Source organism: uncultured Sunxiuqinia sp. (genome assembly GCF_963974515.1).
Classification (GTDB): Bacteria; Bacteroidota; Bacteroidia; order Bacteroidales; family Prolixibacteraceae; genus Sunxiuqinia.
In genome coordinates this window covers 57,214-70,797 of the sequence record NZ_CAXBDD010000003.1, presented here as the reverse complement: position 1 = coordinate 70,797, position 13,584 = coordinate 57,214, and the positions used below count along the sequence as shown (strand labels likewise).

Annotated in this window: 11 protein-coding genes; 6 read left to right on the top strand and 5 right to left on the bottom strand. The window is 44.0% G+C overall.

Annotated elements, in window-relative coordinates; genetic code table 11:
• Positions 1 to 133 precede the first annotated feature (133 nt).
• Entirely contained in the window at positions 134 to 964 is an 831-nt protein-coding gene (locus tag AAC033_RS01635) for an aminotransferase class IV (protein ID WP_339734675.1), read from the bottom strand.
• Positions 965 to 1,081: 117 nt separating this feature from the next.
• Here AAC033_RS01635 and AAC033_RS01630 point away from each other — a divergent pair, with 117 nt between their 5' ends.
• The gene (locus tag AAC033_RS01630; RefSeq protein ID WP_339734673.1) at positions 1,082 to 2,044 is read left to right on the top strand and encodes a HAMP domain-containing sensor histidine kinase; all 963 of its coding nucleotides are present in this window, start codon (positions 1,082 to 1,084) and stop codon (positions 2,042 to 2,044) included.
• On the opposite strand, the gene AAC033_RS01625 is transcribed toward AAC033_RS01630, so the two are convergent.
• A complete protein-coding gene (locus AAC033_RS01625) occupies positions 2,041 to 2,754 on the bottom strand; it encodes a response regulator transcription factor (protein ID WP_339734671.1) in 714 nt (237 codons plus the stop codon). The two genes, AAC033_RS01630 and AAC033_RS01625, sit on opposite strands and share 4 nt — an antisense overlap.
• A 172-nt stretch (positions 2,755 to 2,926) precedes the next feature.
• On the bottom strand, positions 2,927 to 3,304 hold the full coding sequence (locus tag AAC033_RS01620; protein ID WP_339734669.1) for a RidA family protein: 378 nt from the start codon (positions 3,302 to 3,304) through the stop codon (positions 2,927 to 2,929).
• A 229-nt stretch (positions 3,305 to 3,533) separates the two neighbouring features.
• On the opposite strand from AAC033_RS01620, the gene ligA reads away from it, so the two are divergent.
• From ligA to AAC033_RS01600, 4 genes are all read left to right on the top strand, one after another.
• Positions 3,534 to 5,540 carry an NAD-dependent DNA ligase LigA gene (gene ligA, locus AAC033_RS01615; protein WP_339734667.1) on the top strand — a complete coding sequence of 669 codons (2,007 nt, stop codon included), beginning with the start codon at positions 3,534 to 3,536 and terminating at the stop codon, positions 5,538 to 5,540.
• Positions 5,541 to 5,692: 152 nt separating this feature from the next.
• Positions 5,693 to 6,208, top strand: coding sequence for a hypothetical protein (locus AAC033_RS01610; RefSeq protein ID WP_339734665.1), 516 nt, complete (start codon positions 5,693 to 5,695; stop codon positions 6,206 to 6,208).
• Positions 6,209 to 6,239: 31 nt separating this feature from the next.
• On the top strand, positions 6,240 to 7,121 hold the full coding sequence (gene dapA / locus AAC033_RS01605; RefSeq protein ID WP_339734663.1) for a 4-hydroxy-tetrahydrodipicolinate synthase: 882 nt from the start codon (positions 6,240 to 6,242) through the stop codon (positions 7,119 to 7,121).
• A 414-nt stretch (positions 7,122 to 7,535) separates the two neighbouring features.
• Positions 7,536 to 8,717 carry a serine hydrolase domain-containing protein gene (locus AAC033_RS01600; protein WP_339734661.1) on the top strand — a complete coding sequence of 394 codons (1,182 nt, stop codon included), beginning with the start codon at positions 7,536 to 7,538 and terminating at the stop codon, positions 8,715 to 8,717.
• 302 nt (positions 8,718 to 9,019) lie between these two features.
• Here the strand turns inward: AAC033_RS01600 and AAC033_RS01595 are convergent, their stop codons facing one another.
• Together AAC033_RS01595 and AAC033_RS01590 are read right to left on the bottom strand one after the other, a co-directional pair.
• Positions 9,020 to 9,733, bottom strand: a complete 714-nt coding sequence (locus tag AAC033_RS01595; RefSeq protein WP_339734659.1) for a GW dipeptide domain-containing protein — start codon at positions 9,731 to 9,733, stop codon at positions 9,020 to 9,022.
• Between the two features lie 56 nt (positions 9,734 to 9,789).
• A complete protein-coding gene (locus tag AAC033_RS01590; RefSeq protein ID WP_339734657.1) occupies positions 9,790 to 11,580 on the bottom strand; it encodes a GNAT family N-acyltransferase in 1,791 nt (596 codons plus the stop codon).
• Positions 11,581 to 11,712: 132 nt separating this feature from the next.
• Here AAC033_RS01590 and AAC033_RS01585 point away from each other — a divergent pair, with 132 nt between their 5' ends.
• Positions 11,713 to 13,584, top strand: a complete 1,872-nt coding sequence (locus tag AAC033_RS01585; protein ID WP_339734655.1) for a YgiQ family radical SAM protein — start codon at positions 11,713 to 11,715, stop codon at positions 13,582 to 13,584.

Here is a 13,584-nt window from a genome sequence, read left to right as displayed (position 1 = left end):
TTAATTGGTTGATTTTTTATTATGAGCTATTTCAAAGATTCAATTTAAAGGCTAACAAATATAGGTATATTCAGAAAACGGGACATGAATTTGGTTCAATTTTAGGTAGAAAATGGATTTCTTCACAAAGCCTTTACAATCCTTTGTTTTTGATGTTTTTAATGTATGTTTCAATCTCTTCGTCATAGGCTTTCATCAGTAGTCGAAGTGCCTGGTGTTGAGGGTCAAATTTTTGCTTGCCAATTGACGAAACCGGTAATACTTTTGGTGACGTCCCTGTCAGAAACACCGCATCGTACACAGCAGTCTGGTCCACATCGATTGTCTTGTCAATGCAAGGAAGTTTTAGCCTTGCCAAACATTCCACCACCTTTTGACGGGTTATTCCGGGTAAAACAAATTCGGATGGAGGAGTGTAAAATTCGTTTCCTTTTACAAAAAAAATGTTGGTCCGGCTACCTTCCAGAATTTGGTTTTCCGAGTTCACCAAAATCACCTCAAAGAGCCCGCTTTTCTGAATTGCTGAATTTGCTTCCTCGCGCAATCGTTGCTGGACAGTTTTGGCACGTGGCAGATTGCGTTCTGCCAGTAAAAAATCAGTTTTTACACCCTGACGATAATTGTCGGCAGTTGGATACACATGCGGAATGAAATAAAAAAAAGCTCCTTGCTGGCTATTTCCGTATTGAACCAAAATTTTTATGTTTCCGTTTGGCATTTTATTAGCCTGGATCAATGCTTGGATCTCTACAGCAAATTCGCCTTCCGTCATTTTTAACGGGACACCTGCCAGCTTGGCGGAATTTAACAGCCGCTTGTAATGATCCCCCAAAAACAAACAAACTCCGTCTATTACCCGCGTAACTTCATAAATCAGAATGGCATCGGTTGTTAAAACTTCAACCATTCCGACTGGAAAAAGGTGACCATCTTTGATAAAATATGTTCCTTTACACTCAATCATGTTTTGAAAGTAAAAAAAATAGATTTAATTTTATTAACTATAAATCAAAAGTAGCGAATTTGATTCAAAAACTTTCTTTATTCTAATCGTTCGTTTACCGAAGTAAATCGCAGGAATATGAAACGTCTCTTTGCTGTTAAAATTGCAGTTGCATACTTTATTCTTGGCTTCCTGTGGATTTTAAGCTCAGACCATATTCTGGCATTCATGGTTCCTGACGATATTGAGTTCCTGACAAAACTTCAAAATTATAAAGGCTGGTTTTACATTGCAATAACGGCCGTCTTGCTCTATTTACTGATTCGTGGTGAGCTAAGGCGAAGGAACAAATTGCTTGAAGACCTGGAAAAGGCCAAGATTAAAGCTGAAGAATCGGACCGGTTGAAAACTGCCTTTCTATCGAACATGTCGCATGAAATCCGAACCCCTTTGAATGGTCTAATGGGGTTTAGTAACTTGATTGGCGAAGAACAAACATCGCCTGATGAGCGAAGTTTGTATGCGAGACACATCAACATGAACGGCAAGCAGTTATTGAAAATCATCAACGATATCATGGAAATCTCCAAAATTCAGGAGAAACAACTGGAAATAAACATTCAACAGGTTGAATTAAATCAACTAATTGACAACCTTATAAAAGCATATACCGTCAATAAAAACTCGTTTGAACAGAAAGGATTGGAACTTCGGATTTTAAACGATCTGGATTCAGAACCGACGTATCTTGAATCAGATCCGGCGCGAATCATGCAAGTGCTGGTTAATCTGATGGATAACGCACTGAAATACACCAATCAGGGGTGGATTTCCATTGGTTATGAATCGAACAAACAGGAAGTACAGATTTTTATTGAAGACACGGGGCGGGGCATTGATGAAGACGGGCAACGGAACATTTTCGAACGGTTCAAAGAAACTTCAAAGTTTAAAGATACCGGAGCCGGATTTGGATTGAGCTTATCCATCAGCAAGGGAATTATGGAAGCCCTAAATGGCCAGCTCCTATTGGATTCAACGGCCGGAAAAGGAAGCCGGTTCACCATGGTTTTACCCCGCAAAGGCACACTGCCTCATTAAAGTCCACTCACACCTTCAGCCAGTGTCAGCAAATTCATCACCGAACTTTTGTATCTTCTTCCAATGGGTAGCTCCACACCCGCAAGCTCTACTGACGTATTGGTGTATGCCTCCACGTGCAACAAGCAAACCATGTACGACTTATGGATGCGCAGAAAAAACTGACGCGGAAGCTTTTCTTCCATCTGGCTCATACCCATTTTGGTAATGACTTTTTTCCGACTGGTGTGAATCCGGACATATTCACCAAGTCCTTCAATGTATTGGATATCGCACAACGAAATTTTAACTTCTTTTTTATGCTCGCGTACAAAAATAAACGGCTTCCCGCCGTTAAAATCAGCTTGAATGACCCCGGCAATTTGCTGATACTTGTTCACTGCCCGCATAAATCGTTCGAATTTGATTGGCTTGAGAAGGTAGTCTACCACATCCAACTCAAAACCTTCCATCGCGTATTCGCGATAGGCAGTGGTGACAATGATTTTTGGCGGATACTGAAGCGATTTTAAGAATTCAAGCCCGGAAGTTTTAGGCAAGTGGATATCTAAAAAAATCAGGTCGACCGGCAGTTGGAGCAGCATTTGCCTGGCTTCCTCTGCATCAGAACACTGCGCAACAACCTGGAGGTCTTCAAACTTCTCTGCATAATTAAAAATTACATCACGTGCCAAAGGCTCATCATCCAAGATCAGGCATCTGGTTTTCATTCGTTTTCTGTTTTAGCGGTTCTGAAAAATAGGTGATCGCTTAAACGGTATGTCTCCTGTTTCCAGGTATTGGTCTTTGGGGTCCGTGAAATATTACGAATAAAAACACACTTTTTATCCCGTTGGTTGCACCATTCGTCGAAAAGACAGAAAAACGTGAACGCCGGCCGTATTACTTCACGGCAATGGTTTCGATCTCAACCAGAACGCCAAGGGGCAGATCCTTTACTGCAAAAGCTGCGCGCGCTGGCGGATTTTCAGCATAATATTTACCATAAACCTCATTCATAGCTTTAAAATTGGCCATATCGCTCAGCAGGCAAGTCGTTTTAACCACATCTGCATACACATAGCCAGCAGCTTCCAAGATGGCACCAATATTTTTCATCACTTGTTCTGTTTGCTCCGTAATGCCGCCATCAACAACTTTGGCTGTTGCCGGATTCAGTGGCACCTGTCCTGAGATGTATAACGTTCCGTTGGCCTCAATCGCCTGGCTGTAAGGGCCAATCGCGGCCGGTGCATTCGGTGTTGAAATGATACGTTTCATATTCTAATTCGATTTGAGTATTTTTTTAATTTCATGACAGTCATCAGGCATCCAGCATTCAGACTCAGCATTCAGCTTTCTATTTTACTCAGCATCAAACCATAAGCTCGGCGCCGCAAGTACAATGTCGAGCATCAAGGATCCGATCGTCACCTGGAATCAACCTTTATACAAAGAAACTAATTTTCATCCGGACTTGTTTTCGTATTTTTAGGGCAAATTTGAAATTATGACGACCGAAAATATTCAGGAAAAGATTAATCAACTGCGCAACGAGCTCGAAGAACACAACTATAAGTATTACGTCCTCTCCCTTCCCGAAATCAGCGATTTCGATTTTGACATGAAGTTAAAAGAGCTGGAAAAGCTGGAGCAGGACCACCCAGAATTTCAGGATCCAAACTCACCAACACAGCGTGTAGGAAGCGATATCAACCAGGAATTCAGCCAGGTGAAACACCGTTATCCGATGCTTTCGCTGAGCAACTCCTACTCCACGGAGGAACTGCAAGAGTTTGATGCCCGAATCCGCCGAACAATTGGCGAAGAATTTGACTATGTATGCGAGCTGAAGTTTGATGGCGCATCCATCAGTTTATTGTATGAAAACGGCCGGTTGGTGAGAGCCGTCACTCGCGGTGATGGCGAAAAAGGCGATGATGTGACTTCCAACGCAAGGACCATTCGAAGCGTACCACTAAGTTTAAAGGGCGATTCCTATCCTGAGTCATTCGAAATTCGAGGGGAAGTGCTGTTGCCCTTCCAAGTTTTTGCTGAACTGAACAAAGCCCGTGAAGAAGCCGGCGAACAGCTTTACGCCAACCCGCGCAACACGGCTTCGGGATCGCTTAAAATGCAAAACTCGGCCGAGGTAGCCAAGCGAAAGCTGGATGCCTACTTTTACTATGTGCTCGGTGAAAACCTGTCTGAAGATGGTCATTACGAAACCATTCAGCAAGCTGGCGAATGGGGTTTTAAAGTGTCAGAGCATACAAAAAAATGCCGCAATATTGATGAAGTGATTGACTACATCAATCATTGGGACATGGCTCGTTTTGATTTGCCAGTGGCCACCGATGGCATTGTGATTAAGGTGAACTCGCGTAGGTTGCAAAACAACCTGGGTTTTACGGCCAAGTCGCCTCGATGGGCCATCGCTTATAAATTTACCGCCGAGCAGGTCGCCACCAAACTCGAATCATTGAGCTACCAGATTGGACGTACCGGCGCTGTGACTCCTGTGGCTAACCTGAGCCCGGTACTTCTGGCCGGAACAACCGTCAAACGAGCCTCACTGCACAATGCCGACATTATTGAAAAACTGGATTTGCATCTGGATGATGTGGTTTTTGTTGAAAAAGGAGGCGAAATTATTCCCAAGATTGTTGGCGTGGATGAATCAGCACGGCAGCCGGACGCTGAGAAAGTTCAATTCATTGCGCAGTGCCCGGAGTGTGGAACCGGATTGGTGCGCAATGACGGAGAAGCCGCCCACTATTGTCCTAATGAGACAGGATGTGCTCCGCAAATCAAGGGCAAGATTGAGCACTTTATCAGTCGCAAAGCCATGGACATCGACGGCTTGGGACAGGAAACCATTGACCTGCTTTTTAATCAGGGACTGATCCATAACATCGCCGATCTTTATCACCTGAAGAAAGATCAGTTGACTGTACTGGAACGCATGGGCAAAAAATCGGCCGAACGTATTTTGAAGAGTCTAAAACAATCTAAAGAAGTTCCCTTCGAACGGGTGCTCTTTGCCCTTGGAATTCGCTTTGTTGGCGAAACGGTTGCCAAAAAGCTGGCCAACAAGCTGGTGAAAATTGACGCCATTGCCAACGCCAATTACGAAGAATTAATTGATATCGATGAAATTGGCGGGCGTATTGCTGAAAGCATCAGGCAATATTTTGACAAGGAAGACAATCGAAAACTGGTGGACGAATTGAAAGCGCAGGGCCTTCAATTTGAATTGCACGAAAGCAGTTTAGAAGGAAGAAGCAATAAACTCGAGGGACTAAGCATCGTGATTTCGGGCACCTTTGAAAAGCACTCACGAGATGAGCTAAAGAAAATGATTGAACAGCACGGAGGCAAAAATGTCGGGTCAATTTCAAAAAATACGTCCTATTTGCTAGGGGGAAGCAACGTTGGTCCTTCCAAAATGCAGAAAGTTGACAAACTCGGCGTCCCGGTTATTTCTGAAGATGAATTCTTGGAGATGATTAAGTGATTGGGGCATCGGCTATAGGTCATTAAGGGGTATTCAGTGCCAGTGGTTGGACAAAACTGAAAACCGGGACTACGACTGAAAACTTCTAACCGCTACATTTGATTTGCTCTGATTCGGCTTATCACAAACAATTTGCTAATTTTGCCTTGACTATGAGTTGGAAAAATCAAATCATCACCTGGTTGCTGAAGCGTAAGCATAAACAGCTAAAACGGACGGTTCGAGTGATCAACCTCGGACAAGTTAAAACAGCTGGCATTCTTTGGAAAGCAGATGATCGTGAAGTATTTGATGTGCTTACCAACCAACTGAAAGTATTGGGCATTGAAGTCAGCAGCTTGTGCTTCTCCGCCCAACGTGGATCCGTTCGTGGTGAGGCCGTTTTCAGTCCCGATGATATTTCGGTATTTGGGAAGATCAAAAATCAGGAGATTGCCCGGTTCATAGCTCACAAATTTGACGTACTGATTGATGTTAGTTTAAGTCCAGGAATTGAAATCCAGTATTTACGGTGCTTATCTCATGCCCGTTTCAAAGCCGGATGGTCCGAAGCCCGTCCCGACTATTTTGATTTGAGCATTGACGTGAGCAAGCGCAAAGAACCGAGCTACCTGGCCGAACAAATCATTCATTATTTAGGTGAACTAAACAAACAAACAGTGGTTTAAACAGAAATAAATAATCTCTAATAAATAACACATGACACACCCGTTTAAAGGAGCCGGAGTTGCCTTAGTAACTCCATTTAAAGAAGATTCCTCCATTGATTTCAATGTGCTGGAAAACATCGTTGAAGATCAAATAAGCAATGGCATGGACTACCTGGTGGCTCTCGGAACAACCGCCGAAACACCAACTTTGTCTGTTGAAGAGCAAAAAGAAGTGGTTGCCTGCATCAAAGCTAAAACCAACAAACGGGTTCCACTGGTTTTAGGGATGGGCGGAAACGACCCATACAAAATCATGCAAACAATTCAAGCTACGGACTTTAACGGTATTGACGGTATTTTGAGCGTTACGCCGTTCTATAACAAACCTTCGCAAAAAGGACTGATTGAACATTATAAACTAGTTTGCAAAACCAGCCCGGTACCTGTTATTCTATACAATGTACCTTCGCGCACCGGCGTTAACATGGACGGTTCAACATCGGTTGAAATTGCCAAAATCTGCCCCAATGCCATAGCCATCAAAGAAGCTTCCGGCATTTCGTCGCAGGTTTCACGAATGGTGAAACATGGTCCCGAAGGCTTTGGCGTTATTTCGGGCGACGATGTACTGGCTTTACCGATCATTGCTGTTGGCGGGATTGGTGTCATTTCAGTGGTAGCCAATGTGCTTCCTGGAAAGCTGAGCCAGCTGATTCATTTCGCCAACGAAGGGAAATTTGCTGAGGCGCGTGAGCTGCACCTGCAAATGATCGACTTTTTCAAACTGCTGTTCCGCGAGGGAAATCCGGGTGGCGTGAAGGCGGCCATGGAAATTACCGGCAAATTGAAAAGCATTGTCCGCCTGCCACTTTACCCCATCAGTAAAAAACTGTATGGCCAAATTGAGGCGGAATTGAAAACTTTGCTTTAAAGGCAACCAAAGAAAATAGAAAAAGAGATGCAACGGGTTGGTGCATCTCTTTTTCTATTTTTGAAGCAGGTTTTTAACAAAAATCGAACCAGAAGACTACGACCCTGATCAAATGAAAACCGACTAATCACTTCCTGCCTTCGTCATGGACTTGTCTGATTTTTCGGCAAGGAGCCTTCTCTGAATGTCGCCCAAGCCTCCGCATGCCACCAATGGGATTGCATTAAATAATTTAAAAATGGAGGTTTTCGGCAACCGAAAATTAGCTACTACAGGCTGTTTATTTTTTTTACGGCGCAACCCGGCTCAAATTTCATTGATTTTACTATTTTCAGGGCTGCAAATTTTCTGGGGAGGCGGTCTCCTCAATCCAAAACATTTCATAACTAATTAGACGTTTTTAATAAATTTAGAATGATGGAAAAGAAAATTACCCGAACCATTTCAGCAATTAGAACAATCGTGCCAATTCTTGTAATTATTCTAAGTTTTTCTTCCTGCAACAAGAAGAAACCTGAGAATGGACCGATCTACAAAAAAGAATTCAAACAAGCCATTTTGGATGCGCGAAAAGAGTTGGCCACGCACATGATCACCAGCTTTACCCCGGGCACCTCGGTTTCTGTTTCGGTTGACGGCGAAATTGTCTGGTCTGAAGGACTTGGCATGGCTAGCACAGAACTGAATACCCCGGTAACCCGTGACACTAAGTTCCGCATAGGCAGCAGTTCACAGTTGTTTACCGCCTTCCTAATTGCCAAGATGCAGGAAGAGGGTTTGTTGGATCTGGATGACAGCTTTTATGACTATATTCCGGAATTTCCAAAGAAAGATTTCGATTTCACCCTGCGGATGCTGGCCGTTCAAACTGCCGGATTTCCGGAAAGCTCTCAAAGCCAACTGCTTCAGCAAGATTCACAGATTCGCACCTTAAAAGACTACATCAGCGAGTATGAAAATGACCCGTTGGTATACGAACCCAACACCTACTATTTCAGATCAGATTATAGCCTGGCGCTACTGGGAATCCTGGCAGAGGATCTGACTAAAAAGAGCTACTCCAGTCTGATTCGTGAGAACATTCTGGACACGCTCAGGCTTGACAATACTGTAATTGACAATCAAATGAGCATTATTCCGAATCGAAGCAATGCTTATCATCGTGATTACATCGCCCGCCTGGTGAATGCCCCCAAAGTGAACCTGGCGCCTATGGCTCCAGCAGTAGGCTTCTTATCAACTGCCGACGATTTAAACAAAGCCGCCCAGCAAATTATGGCACCCGGCTTTTTCAGTCAGGAGAGCATTGACTTGTTTCAGGAACCGCATGAGCTGAGTACCGGGCAGCAACTCAACAGTAGTTTTGGATGGCTCGCCACCGTTGATCGCGATGGACGGAAACTACTGGGACAGGCGGGAAGCACCATTGGAGGGAGTTCGGTAATTGCCGTTTACCCTGAGGAAAAGGTGGTGGTTAGCATTTGCTCCAACTTGGGAGACGAAATGGATGAACTGCCCGTTTTAAAAATTGCCAGCCACTTTTTAAATCAGGTCAGCCCACTGCCTGTGGATACATTAAGCACTCCGGTAGAATAAAGTCCGGTAACCCAATAAAACGAGCATGTTTAGTCAACGTAAAAGGAAATGATTGATGTGCAATTCCCATCTGATACCATAAAACGCAGACAATTTGATCCTATGAAACGAGCCATGAAAAACCACGGTCTACGCCTAAGGGGATTTTTATCGGTGAGTTCCATACGTCGATGTTCACCAAAAAGCATTGAAGTTCAGTATGAAACTTATGCACAGTTAATTAATATGAAACGATAAGCATATGAAAAAAGGGTGCCTCCGCTTAGCAGGCACCCTTTTTTCGTTTCTGCTCGTTTAACGAGCTATTGCTTTATTTTTCCGTCTTCCATGATCAGTTCATAAAAATAGCCGGCACCAAAATCTTTGTCCAGGGTGACCGTACCTTCAACAACAATCACGTCACCCACTTCAGCCGCTTCACTCGACGTGATGGTTAAGTCGTAATTTTCGCCATGCTTGGTTCCGTCCTGAATGTGTAGCCAATTGCGCGACATGATGTTCTTATTTACTTTCACAACCTGCCCTTTTACCATGACTTTTTGTCCTGAATAATCGTCTTTCGATGCATACAGTTCAGCGATAGTCAACCCGCCTTCGACCGGATTGACCTGAAGCCCTTCATTAAAATCTTCCAGAGCCTTACCCTGTGGCGATTGTTTTCCGGCCACCGGATTATTCGACTCAATGGGCTGTTTGCTGAATTTCTGTACAAAATAGATGGATTCAAACACCCGATCCAATGCTTTGCTTTCGAAATCCTTCATTTCCAGAGCCGATTCATAATAATATTGCTCTCCCACTTCAACTTCCTGCCGGTTTACAGCCAGCCATTTTTCCTGGCTATTCTCAGTTACTTTCAAATAAGTATACGTGCTGGTTTGAATCACTTCATCAACCGTAACCTGATGAACCAGTGAACTGGTATCGAGAGGTTGTACAGCTTCCTTTTTCTTGTTCTGAACACAGGAAGGCAACGAAAGAGCACCAATTAGCAATGCAAATAGTAATAATCTCATAATACAATCATGTTAATTTTATTCTTAAAACATCTGGCTTACAAAGAAAGTTGAAATTATTCACGACTACTATAAAAACGATTCAAAATTGCTCCATCGTTAGTTTCTTTCGAAAGCGACTCTATCACGCCTTTGGGCACATCGTAAACATCGAGCAAAATTAAGCCATCCAAACAATTGTTAAACTTGGGGTCGACATTGAATCCGATGATTTTTGAATTCAGCTTGATGTATTTTTTTAGCAATACCGGCAGTCCGGTATTGAGCTGATCAACGTCGCCAATAAACCGGTCGAGCTTGTTGATGTCATCCAGGTTTTCCATGATGACATTCATGTTCGGATCCGGACTTTTAAACTTGAATGCTTTTCGCGGAGCAACCAGCCGGGCGTTTTGCCAGTCGAAATGATGCGACATGATAAACTTGATGATCAACTCTTTCGATGTTTTCGCGTAATTGGCGCTGATACTGACAGGACCAATCAAATAACGGTACTCCGGGTTTTTCAGCAGAAAATATAAAATACCTTTCCACAGCAAAAACAAGGGTAATGGCTGACGCTGGTACTCCTTTACCACAAACGACCGACCGAGTTCAATGGCCTGCTCCAGCACTGGTTCGAATGTGTCGCGCAACTTAAACAGACTGTGAACGTAAAACCCGCGCAGGCCAAACTCATGCAAAATATCCGCTCCTTTGCCTATGCGATAGGCCCCGACGAGCTTCCCGGCTTCGTCATCCCAAATAAAAAGCTGGTGGTAATACAGGTCGAACTCATCCAAATCAATACTTCGATTAGTGCCCTCGCCCACTTCGCGAAAAGTGATTTCGCGCAAGCGGCCAATCTCATAGAGGATGGTCGGAATTTCGCTGGACGGCGCACAGAACACCCTGAAGTTTTTCACCTGAAACAATAAACTTTCGCTTTTTAATCCTGCTATTTCATTCTTGATCGTCTCGGGCGACGACGGTTTCGTAATCTCTTCGACCCGTTTCTGCCGTTTCAGCGAGTAGTTGAAAAAGCGCTTTACCTGAATTCGCGAATTCAAGCTATAAGTTCTGGCTCTCAGGTAGCGTCCAAACTGGTACACCTCAGGAAAGGCGTCCTGCTCACTAACCGAAATGGCGGAACCAATCCTAACTTTTACAGGCTTACGCCTTTTGTTTAGCAATTCTGATGGCAACTTTACCTGCTGCAGGTTGGGCTTGATTCGGCCTATGAGATAAAACAAGCGGCTGTTGTGACCGCTAAAATAAACCGGGACAACCGGAACATTCGCGTGCTTGATAAATTTAAGTGCCGAATACTGCCACTGTTGATCGGTAATTTTATAATTGGCCTGGTATCCCGAAACCTCGCCAGACGGGAACAGGCAAAGCCCGCCTCCCGAATCCAGATGCTTCATCGCACTTTTAATTCCGCCAAAGTCAGATGAAATGGTTTTGCGGGATTCGAATGGATTGACTGGCAAAAAAAAATCACTGATAGGATCAATCTTTTTCAACAAGAAATTAGCCATCACCTTGACATCCGGACGCACTAGGGATAAGATTTTAATTAGCAGAATGGCATCGAGCCCGCCAAACGGATGGTTGGCCACAACAATGAAAGCCCCTGTTTTAGGGACCTTACGTAACTCATCTGCATCAAACTCGTAGTTGATTTCCAGAATTTTAATCAACTCATCAACAAACTCAATGCCCTGCTTGTCAGCAATCTGGCCGTAAAGGCGGTTAAGCTTACTAAACCGCAAAACATACATGATAAACTTCGCGAGGTTCTCTCCTCCCAAATATGCCAGATAAGGGTTGGCTTTTAGAATGTCTTTGGGTTTGACAATGTCCATGATTAAGGTTTTAAACTTGGTCTAAATTTAGAAAGTATAAAGCTTGGTTTTACATGATTGCATGGTTTTTTAAACATATTCCCACCTAAAAAAGAGGTCAAAGTCTTTTAAATCAATAAAAGCAGGTTAACTTTGCATACACAAATCAAGAATAAGCCATACGTGAATCAGTTATACGAAAAATACCAGACAACCGATTGGTTGCCAACCACCAGGAAAGAAATGGACGAACGCGGTTGGGATGAAGCAGATATCATCCTGTTTACGGGCGATGCCTATGTTGACCACCCATCGTTTGGAGCTGCTGTAATTGGCAGGATACTGGAAGCCGAAGGATTACGCGTGGCCATTGTCCCCCAGCCCAACTGGCTCGACGACTTGCGTGATTTCAAAAAGCTGGGTACTCCCCGCCTCTACTTTGCGGTGACCTCGGGGAATATGGATTCGATGGTGAATCACTACACCGCCAACAAGCGCAAGCGATCCAAAGATGCCTATACTCCTGGCGGGCAGCATGACAAACGCCCGGATTATGCCGCCACCGTGTATTGCAACATTCTGAAGAAATTATACCCTGACACACCAGTCATGCTGGGTGGAATTGAAGCTTCCCTGCGCCGTGTGACGCACTACGATTACTGGCAAGACAAGCTGAAACCATCCATCCTGAAAGAGGCAAAAGCGGATCTACTTTTCTACGGAATGGGCGAAAAATCGATTCTCGACTTTACCCGATTGGTGCAGCGAGGAGTTGATGCCCGCACCATTACGAATCTTCCACAAACAGCCTTTTTGGTTGATAAAGATGACAACTACGCCACCAATAAAAGGTGGAATAACATCGATCTGTATTCGCACGAAGAATGCCTGAGTGACAAAAAGAAGTTTGCCAAAAACTTCATGCATATTGAAGAGGAATCCAATAAGTCAGAAGCCAATAAGATCACCCAGCAAATCGGAAACCAGCAGGTGGTAGTTAATCCGCCCTGGCCACCGCTCGAAGAAAAGGAAATCGACCGTTTTTATGACTTGCCATTTACGCGACTTCCGCACCCAAAATACAAAAACAAGGAAACCATACCTGCCTACGAGATGATTCGGCACTCCATCAACATTCACCGCGGGTGCTTTGGTGGCTGTACTTTTTGTACGATTTCGGCACACCAGGGAAAATTCATTGCCAGCCGCTCAGAGAAATCCATTTTGAAAGAGGTGGAACAAGTCACTCAAATGCCCGACTTCAAAGGATATATCTCTGATTTGGGCGGCCCGTCGGCCAATATGTACAAAATGAAGGGGATCCATGAAGAGATCTGTCGTAAATGCAAGCGCCCGTCGTGTATCTTCCCCGAAGTATGCAAAAATCTGGACGTGGATCATAAACCGATGCTCGACCTGTACCGCAAGGTTCGCCAAAATCCGAAAATCAAAAAAGCTTTTGTGGGAAGCGGTATTCGCTATGATATGATTTTACATGAAACGAAAGATAAGCAGGTCAACAAAAACAACATGGAATACCTGCGCGAAGTGGTGAAATACCATGTCTCAGGGCGCTTAAAAGTAGCCCCAGAGCATACCTCTGACGATGTATTAAAAGTCATGCGTAAGCCTTCTTTTAGTCATTTTTACAAGCTCAATAAAGTGTTCAACGAAATCAACAAGGAGGAAGGGCTAAACCAACAACTGGTGCCTTATTTCATTTCGAGCCACCCAGGCTGCCGGAACACCGACATGGCCAACCTGGCTGCCGAAACCAAACAGCTGGATTTTAAGCTGGAACAAGTACAGGATTTTACGCCAACACCCATGACGTTGGCAACGGTCATTTACTACACCGGTTACCATCCCTATACGATGGAGAAAATTTACACAGCTAAATCGAAGAAGGAAAAACTATCACAACGCAAATTCTTTTTCTGGTATAAAAAGGAGTACAAACAGCAAATCCGGCAAGAATTAATTAAATTGAACCGCAAAGATTTATTAAAAAAGATTCTGGATTAG

What these genes read in the sequence shown, in the direction of transcription:
- AAC033_RS01635 (WP_339734675.1), bottom strand. Translation starts at nt 964, where the DNA reads ATGATTGAGTGTAAAGGAACATATTTTATCAAAGATGGTCACCTTTTT.
- AAC033_RS01630 (WP_339734673.1), top strand. Translation starts at nt 1,082, where the DNA reads ATGAAACGTCTCTTTGCTGTTAAAATTGCAGTTGCATACTTTATTCTT.
- AAC033_RS01625 (WP_339734671.1), bottom strand. Translation starts at nt 2,754, where the DNA reads ATGAAAACCAGATGCCTGATCTTGGATGATGAGCCTTTGGCACGTGAT.
- AAC033_RS01620 (WP_339734669.1), bottom strand. Translation starts at nt 3,304, where the DNA reads ATGAAACGTATCATTTCAACACCGAATGCACCGGCCGCGATTGGCCCT.
- ligA (WP_339734667.1), top strand. Translation starts at nt 3,534, where the DNA reads ATGACGACCGAAAATATTCAGGAAAAGATTAATCAACTGCGCAACGAG.
- AAC033_RS01610 (WP_339734665.1), top strand. Translation starts at nt 5,693, where the DNA reads ATGAGTTGGAAAAATCAAATCATCACCTGGTTGCTGAAGCGTAAGCAT.
- dapA (WP_339734663.1), top strand. Translation starts at nt 6,240, where the DNA reads ATGACACACCCGTTTAAAGGAGCCGGAGTTGCCTTAGTAACTCCATTT.
- AAC033_RS01600 (WP_339734661.1), top strand. Translation starts at nt 7,536, where the DNA reads ATGATGGAAAAGAAAATTACCCGAACCATTTCAGCAATTAGAACAATC.
- AAC033_RS01595 (WP_339734659.1), bottom strand. Translation starts at nt 9,733, where the DNA reads ATGAGATTATTACTATTTGCATTGCTAATTGGTGCTCTTTCGTTGCCT.
- AAC033_RS01590 (WP_339734657.1), bottom strand. Translation starts at nt 11,580, where the DNA reads ATGGACATTGTCAAACCCAAAGACATTCTAAAAGCCAACCCTTATCTG.